Raw genomic sequence first — 5246 nt, 5'->3', positions numbered from 1 at the left:
CGGCAGGCGGGAAAGATCTTCGTGTAGTTGACCACGCCTACGACCTTCACGTGCTCCAGCTGCGGAACGTCGCTGAAGTCGCTCCAGCCGGAACAGATCAACGCCCGCTCCCCCAATTCCGCGCAGGCCGCGCCGATCATTCGCACCGTATCGGCGGGAGTTTCGGCGATTCGACCGCTGTGCTACCGAAGCCGAAGCAGATCGGCGGCGTGCCGGCGGCGATCCAGGACGTGACGTCGGCGTCGGTCGTCATCTCCATCGTCAATGTGCCGACAAACGGCCGCTGGCAATTCGATTTCGCCCATTCGTCGGCCAGCCCGGGAAAACACACCTCGTCGTACGCCTGAATCTCTAGTGCGCCGCGGGCGGCCATCCGTTGTGGGGCAGGGCTTTTCGCCCTCGGCAGGCCGAGGTTACGGCGCTGTGCGTCCTCGGCCTTTTTCGTCACCCGCCACTGCGTCCAGTCAAGCGCCGTCATGGCGCCGCGCACCAGCGGGGCCGGCAGATTCGGCGCGAGCTGGCCGTTGGGTCGCATGGGGAAGTAATGCATCGTGGCCAGGGGCACGTCGCGGTATTCGGCTACGTTCGCCGCCACGCCGGGAAAGCCGGGGCCGGTGAACACCAGGTCGGCTCCCTCGGAAAGCGATATCAGGGTGGCACTCATCTCGGCCCAGGACTGCACAAGCAGCTCCTGGGCCTCCCGCCACCGCCTTCTCACCGCCGGGAAGTTCCAAAAATTGCCGAGGAAATCGGTGTCCCAGAATCCGTCCTGTTGGTCGGGCCCGTAAGGAGCCGCCGTCAGCCCGGCCGACTCGACCAGTGGGACCAGTTCGGGCGGTGCGACCATCCGGACTCCTTGCCCCGGCGCAGCCGTTCGAGGCCGACGGCTGTGGACGGTTCGACGCCGCCGCGAGCCCCGTAACTCGCCAGGGCAAACTTCAATACTGGCCCCAGCCTTGTGCTTGCTTGACTTCCGAATGGGTCCACCGTTGTGCTGAGACTAGATAATCGTCGGACCCCGCGTGTCAAGGCGGTTTGAAACCGAGCGTGCGATGTGACGAGTGCAAACCTACTCGAGGCGCTGGACCTCGCGCATTCTGCAGCGCTATGTCAGCGGCACCATCAGTGATGGCGGCAATGGTTCCCATTGCGTTTGGTCGCGCGGCTCGGAGAAAGGGTAGAGGCAAAGGGTAGTCGAAGGACCTGGATGAGGCTTCACGGTCCTCCAGTCAGACGATTTCGCGATAAATTCGTGCGGTGTCGGCGGCGCACTTGTCCCAGGAGAAGGCGGCGATGCGTTCATATCCACGCGCTCGCAGGTCTGCTTGCAGCACCTCGTCGGTTGCGACACGCTCGAGCGTAGTGCGTAATTCCTCTGGGTTGTTGGGATCGAAGTAGGCGCCTGCGTCTGCGACTACTTCGGGGATCGAGCCTGCGTTGCTGCAGATGACTGGGCATCCGTGGCTCATGGCTTCAAGTGGGGGAATCCCGAAGCCTTCGTATTTAGACGGATAGATGAAGGCGGCAGCGGCCCGGTAGTGTGCTGCAAGCTCTCGATCGGAGCCGGACGCGAACCGTACTCGGTCGGTGATGCCCAAGCGGCTGATTTGTTCCTGCTCGTCGCGCTGCATCGGGAATCCGCCGAAGGCTATTAACTCGAACTCTTGCAATATCGCGGAGCTGCCAAAGGCCTGCAGCAACGTCTTGAAATTCTTGTATCCGGCGCGGTGTCCTACATACAAGAGTGAGGGCTTGTGCCCGCGGCTATCCACCACTGCTGAGTCCGCCTCGGCGGTCAGCGAATAGCCAAGGTGCACGACGCTGGCGCGTGATGGATCGACGTCATAAAGACGCACGACGTCTTGTCGCGTGTTCTCGGAGATGCAGATTATATGATCGGCGCGATTCACAGCGGCGCGCTTGGCAGCGATCGCAAATTTGGCTTCCGGCATGAAAAGCTCATGGACCATGTCGTAGACGGTTACTACGCGGCGTGGTGCCTTACCGAATGGCTTCGTGGAGAAGAAGGTTTCGTGCACGATGTCAGGGTTGACTCCCCGCCATGCTAGCGGTGCAGCGAACCGGTTGGTCAGACCGACGGCAAGGGGAATGCCCCCGAAGTCCGAGCGCACATATTTCCCACGTGCGGAGTTTTGGGCGAGGTAGTTGTTGATGTGCAGCGGCGCGACCACGGATACTTCGGACACGCCGTGGTCGGGTAGGCGGTTGGCCAGCTCGACGAAGTAGCGTGAAACGCCGCCGTATCGCTGCATTGAGAAGATGTGATGGTCGAATGCGACTTTCATGGGTGCGGGGCTCCGGTGAGTTGGTTTTCGACCATGGCTTTAACGACGTCGTGCATTCGGTAGGTTGGGGTCCAGCCGAGGATGTCTTGGGCTCTGGAAGCATCGCCGAGCCCCTCGGCCAAATCGGAAGGGCGCCTGAGTTTTTCAGACAGATCGGTGTGTTCGCGCCAATCCAGACCGAGGTGTCTGAACGCGGTCTGTGCGAACTCTTCGAGTGTATGGCTTTCGCCAGTGGCGATCACGAAGTCTGAGCCGGTGGGTTGTTGCAGCATGCGCCACATCGCATCGACGTATTCAGGTGCCCATCCCCAGTCTCGTTTGATGGCAATGTTGCCCAGCGTCAAACGTGAGCGCTCGCCTTGGGCGATGCGGACCGCGGCGGCCACAATCTTCTTCGTCACGAAACGCTCGGGGCGCAACGGGGATTCATGGTTGAACAATATGCCGGTGCTGGCGTGCAGCCCGTATGCCTCCCGGTAGTTGGCGACTAGCCAGTATGCTGTGCTTTTCGCTACGGCGTAGGGGCTGCGGGGGCGAAAGGGTGTTTGCTCATTTGCCGCTTGGCCTTCGGTGTCTCCGAAGCATTCACTCGAGCCGGCACTGTAAAAGCGGACGGGCTTATCCAGAAAACGTATCGCTTCGAGCAGGTTGATCGTGCCGACGGCCATGCTGTCCAGGGTTTCCACCGGCTGTTCAAACGATAGCCCGACTGAGCTTTGACCGGCCAGGTTGTAGATCTCTTGGGGTTCGGTTTCCCGCAGTACGTTGAGCACGCTGCGGAAGTCATTGGCCGCCATGGATTCCAGGCGAACACGATCCCGGACTCCGAGCCGCACCAGGTTGGGAAAGCCACCGATCTGAGCGTCTCGCGAGGTGCCGATTACCTCGTAACCTTTGTCAAGCAGCAGGCGCGCCAGATAAGCGCCATCTTGGCCTGAAATGCCGCAGACAAGCGCTCGCAATAAACCCTCCTGGGGATCGTCCGCACCACCACAAGTACCGAAGGAGAGAACAGTCCGAACGTACGCCACGTTTGGGCCGATGAGCAATCCAACCCCTAAGGAGTTGTCCACACGGGTTGGTGCCGGCAGGCGCGACCGTAACCGTCTCGATCACGGCTTACTACTTGATCCCTGACGGCGTCAGTTTTCGGACAACGCCGTAGCCACAACTCGTGGTGGAGGGACGAAGTAAGGTGACCGAGTATTGCGCCGACCCACAAGGTCACCTTGGACCTGCCAACTTCCCGTCTCCCTGACTCAGACCGCAGGGAGTGCGGGCGGCGAGAATAGGACGATCGTGGAACTCAACCTCAATCCGATAGCCCTCCTGACACAACTTCTGACGGCCGGTGAGGCCAAGCAGCGCGCCCTCATCGGGCGACAGCTGGCTTGGCGGGTGCGAGAGAGGCAATCAATCACCTGCTTGTCTGACGTGGAATTCTCGGTGTTTAGCCAGTTTGGGGACGACGGCATCATCCAATGGCTTATCCACCGCCTTCCGGGACTCAGCGAGACGTTCGTGGAATTCGGCGTCGGGGACTACCGGGAAGCCAACACCAGATTCCTGCTGGTGAACGACAATTGGCGTGGCCTGGTCATGGACAGTTCCAGTCGGAACGTCAATGCGATCAAGCGCGAAGAGATCTCTTGGCGCCACGATCTTCAAAGCAAATGCACCTTCATTACCGCCGAGAACATTAATCAATTGCTGCTAGATCACGGGTTTGAAGGTGAGATCGGCCTTCTACATATCGACATTGACGGCAACGACTATTGGGTGTGGCGTGGCCTAACAGCGGTACGTCCCGCCATCGCCATCATTGAATACAACAGCGTGTTCGGAGCGGAGCGCGCGATCACGGTTCCCTATGACCCAGAGTTCAGCAGAGGGGGGCGTATCAGCAATCTGTACTTTGGCGCGTCGCTGCCCGCTCTTTGCGATCTAGCCAAGTCCAAGGGCTACGACTTTGTCGGCAGCAATAGCGCAGGCAACAACGCCTTCTTCCTTCGATCCGACCTGGACCACGGCCTTGAGCCCCTCGCCGCCGCCGATGGCTACGTAATTTCCAAGTTCGCGGAGTCCAGAGATAGCCGAGGCCGATTGACTCATCTTCGCGGTGACCAGCGGCTGACTTCCCTCAGAGGACTGCCGGTGGTCAACACTCGGACGGGCGCAGAAGAGGAACTCTGAGTGTCATTGACTGCTTCCAGTTAAGACCCGACCCCGACTGAGGGCATAGACGTACCACTTGGGGTAATAGGGCAGCCATTTCAAAAGGTGGAACCGCGACTGGCCGGCCGTGCGGTCGCGCCAGATTGACTGTACTTCGGCGATAGGGTGACCGGCGACGTGCGCTTTAGCGGTCATCTCGAGCGAGTACTCAAAACCGCCGGAGCTCTCGATTGGAATCTCGCGGAGGATCGAACGGTGAGTCACGCCCCTGCCTGCGTCGCTAAGGCTCCCTTCAGGCTTCTGTTCCAGGCTGTTTACCCGTTGCGCAGGCAGAACCTTCTGGGTCGTAATTGCCCAGCACAGTCACTGAGTCTGTGGCTCAATATGTGTGTGCTTTCAGCATCTACTATGAAGCGACGGCGACGCGTGCAGCTGTAGCACGGCGAGGGGCAAGGACGACTTCGATGATGAGATGCCAGACGTTTGGGTGACGAGCATGCACCGACAGAAGTAAGGATCTTATGAAGCGAGCGCTCATAACCGGAATCACCGGACAGGACGGCTCGTATCTCGCCGAGCTGCTGCTAAGTAAGGGATACGAGGTCCACGGGCTCATCCGTCGAGCTTCGACGTTCAATACCTCCCGGATCGATCATCTCTATATCGATCCACATGAATCGGGTGCGCGACTGCTCTTGCACTACGGCGACCTCACCGACGGCACCCGCTTGGTGACTTTGCTGAGCACCATCGACCCCGACGAGG

The 5246-nt window shown here is 60.0% G+C and carries 4 protein-coding genes and 1 pseudogene; 2 read left to right on the top strand and 3 right to left on the bottom strand.

Features of this window, described 5'->3' with window-relative positions:
* The 3 genes and pseudogenes from A9W96_RS27890 to A9W96_RS27880 all read right to left on the bottom strand — a co-directional run.
* Nucleotides 1-942: pseudogene (locus A9W96_RS27890) on the bottom strand (glycosyl transferase family 1); the annotation flags it as partial.
* Between the two features lie 287 nt (nucleotides 943-1229).
* Nucleotides 1230-2306, bottom strand: coding sequence for a glycosyltransferase family 1 protein (locus A9W96_RS27885; RefSeq protein ID WP_067144481.1), 1077 nt, complete (start codon nucleotides 2304-2306; stop codon nucleotides 1230-1232).
* Nucleotides 2303-3355: a GDP-mannose 4,6-dehydratase gene (locus A9W96_RS27880; protein ID WP_231999941.1), complete on the bottom strand. Its 1053-nt coding sequence runs from the start codon at nucleotides 3353-3355 to the stop codon at nucleotides 2303-2305. Before A9W96_RS27880 ends, A9W96_RS27885 begins: the two co-directional genes overlap by 4 nt.
* Nucleotides 3356-3605: 250 nt before the next feature.
* Here A9W96_RS27880 and A9W96_RS27875 point away from each other — a divergent pair, with 250 nt between their 5' ends.
* Together A9W96_RS27875 and A9W96_RS27870 are read left to right on the top strand one after the other, a co-directional pair.
* Entirely contained in the window at nucleotides 3606-4499 is an 894-nt protein-coding gene (locus A9W96_RS27875; protein WP_067144479.1) for an NADH dehydrogenase, read from the top strand.
* A 503-nt stretch (nucleotides 4500-5002) separates the two neighbouring features.
* On the top strand, nucleotides 5003-5246 hold a 244-nt coding region (locus A9W96_RS27870), incomplete at its 3' end, for a GDP-mannose 4,6-dehydratase (protein WP_156765454.1).

It is taken from the genome of Mycobacterium sp. 1245852.3 (genome assembly GCF_001669335.1).
Lineage (GTDB): Bacteria > Actinomycetota > Actinomycetes > Mycobacteriales > Mycobacteriaceae > Mycobacterium > Mycobacterium europaeum_A.
This window is presented reverse-complemented; position numbering and strand designations above follow the sequence as displayed.

What these genes read in the sequence shown, in the direction of transcription:
- A9W96_RS27885 (WP_067144481.1), bottom strand. Translation starts at nt 2,306, where the DNA reads ATGAAAGTCGCATTCGACCATCACATCTTCTCAATGCAGCGATACGGC.